Source organism: Rhodoblastus sp. (assembly GCF_041915505.1).
Classification (GTDB): domain Bacteria; phylum Pseudomonadota; class Alphaproteobacteria; order Rhizobiales; family Beijerinckiaceae; genus Rhodoblastus.
In genome coordinates, this window is sequence record NZ_JAYSBG010000466.1 from 1 (window position 1) to 2,300 (window position 2,300).

Sequence of the window (2,300 nt, forward strand, 5' to 3'; positions counted from 1 at the left end):
CGGGCGACCACTTCCGGCTGCTCGTGGATTTCCTTGGCCATGAAATGACGGTAATTGCCCTTGTCGACCAGAAAGGCCGAGGCTTGCGTCTTCAATTTCGGGCGCTCGACCGGCTCATTGGCCTCGTTGCGGAATTCGGCCGAGCCGCGCCGCAGGATCACCCAGTCGCCGTCTTCGAGATAAGTGATGGTGTCGGTGAAGGCGGCCAAAGCCAAGGCGTCCGAGCCGAGATACATCTCCCCGCCCTCGCCATAGCCAACCGCCAGAGGCGCGCCGCGCCGCGCGCCGATCAGCAGATTTTCCTCGCCCTCGAACAGGAAGGCGAGCGCGAAGGCGCCCTTGAGACGCGGCAGGCTGGCGGCCACCGCCTGTTCCGGCGAAAGCCCGCGCCTGATCTGCTCCGTCACCAGATGCGCCACCGCTTCGGTGTCGGTCTGCGACACGAATTCATGGCCAAGCGCGATCAGTTCGTCGCGCAATTCGCGGAAATTCTCGATAATGCCGTTATGGACCACCGCGAGCTTGTCGGTGGCGTGGGGATGGGCGTTGTTTTCGGTGGGCCGGCCGTGGGTCGCCCAGCGGGTATGGCCGATGCCGACCGAGCCGTGCAGCGGCTTTTCGTGCAGCAAAGCTTCGAGATTGCGCAGCTTGCCTTCCGCGCGGCGCCGTTGCAGCCGCCCGTCTTCCAGAGTGGCGATGCCGGCGGAATCATAACCGCGATATTCGAGCCGCTTCAGGGCGTCGATCAAGGCTCCGGCGACCGGGCCCTGACCGAGAATGCCGACAATGCCGCACATATGGCTATGATCTCCTGTTGCGCACAAATTAGAAAAGGCCGGGTTCAAGCCCGGGCGCAAGTCAAATTGGGCGACATTTTAGAAATATGCTTTCGTATTAAGCTTTCCGGGCGCCCGCCTATTTGGCCGCCTTGAGCGCCGCCATCTTCCGGCGGAAGCCCTCGGCCCAGCCCGGAATGACCGCCTGGCGTCCGCGCGCCACGGCGAGGGAGTCCGGCGCGACATTCTCCGTCACCACCGAGCCCGAGCCGACAAAGGCGCGATCGCCGATCTCGACCGGCGCCACCAGAGCCGAATTGGAGCCGATGAAGGCGTCGGCGCCGACATGGGTGCGGTATTTGAGGAAGCCGTCGTAATTGCAGGTGATGACCCCGGCGCCGATATTCGAGCGCGCTCCGATGCTGGCGTCGCCGATATAGGTCAGATGGTTGACCTTGGCGCCTTCGCCAATATCGGCCTGCTTGATCTCGACGAAATTGCCGACCCGCGCCTTGTCCGCCAGTTTCGCGCCGGGCCGCAGGCGGGCGTAGGGCCCGATCGAGACATTTTTCGCCAGCGTCGCGCCTTCGAGATGCGAAAAGGCGTGGATCACGCAGCCGTCGCCCACCTTCACGCCCGGACCGAACACGACATGGGGCTCGACCGTCACATCGGCGCCGAGAACCGTGTCATGGCTGAAGAACACCGTCTCCGGCGCGATCAAGGTCGCGCCGCCGAGCATGGCGGCGAGCCGCAGGCGGCGCTGGATCTCGGCCTCGGCGACCGCGAGCTGGGCGCGGTCGTTGACCCCCAGCACCTCTTGCGCGGAAGCCTCGACCAGGGCGCAGGCGGCGCCATCGGCGCGCGCCACGGCCACGGCGTCGGGCAGATAATATTCCTTCTGCGCATTGGCGTTGTCGATGCGCTCCAGCCAGCCGAGCGCGCGGCGGCCGTCGAGCGCCATCAGACCCGCATTGCAGGATCGCACCGTCAATTCAGCCGCGCTGGCGTCCTTGTGCTCGCGAATCGCCACCAGGGCGCCGGCTTCGTCCGTCAGCAGGCGGCCATAGCCGGCTGGATCCTCCGGCTCGAAGCCCAATGCGACAACGCCCGCGCCCTCGGCCAGTTTGGCCCGCAATTGCGCAAAGGTTTCGGGTCGAACCAGCGGCGTATCGGCGAACAGCACCAGCAGGTCGTCGTAACCCGCCGCAATGGCCTCGCGCGCCGCAAGAACGGCATGGGCGGTGCCGAGCCGCTCGGCCTGCGTGAAAATCCCGGCCTCGGACGCCGTGGCGCGCGCTTCCGCGGCGACATCTTCGCGGCCGGGGCCGACCACCACGGCGACCGCATCCGCCCCGGCGCGGCCGACCGCGTCGAGGACATGGGCGAGCATGGAACGTCCGGCGACCTTGTGCAGAACCTTGGGAAGGGTGGAGCGCATGCGCTTGCCCTCGCCGGCGGCGAGAACGATGGCGAGGCAGCGGCGCGGCGCCGCACTGCGGTCCGATGGCGTCGTCATGAGAC

The 2,300-nt window shown here is 66.6% G+C and carries 2 protein-coding genes; both read right to left on the reverse strand.

The window, feature by feature from the left end; translation table 11 throughout:
• The coding region (locus ACE3S9_RS18690) for a class II glutamine amidotransferase (protein WP_374547979.1) at positions 1–797 on the reverse strand (797 nt) is incomplete at its 3' end.
• A gap of 118 nt (positions 798–915) precedes the next feature.
• Entirely contained in the window at positions 916–2,295 is a 1,380-nt protein-coding gene (gene glmU, locus ACE3S9_RS18695) for a bifunctional UDP-N-acetylglucosamine diphosphorylase/glucosamine-1-phosphate N-acetyltransferase GlmU (RefSeq protein WP_374547980.1), read from the reverse strand.
• Positions 2,296–2,300: the final 5 nt, after the last annotated feature.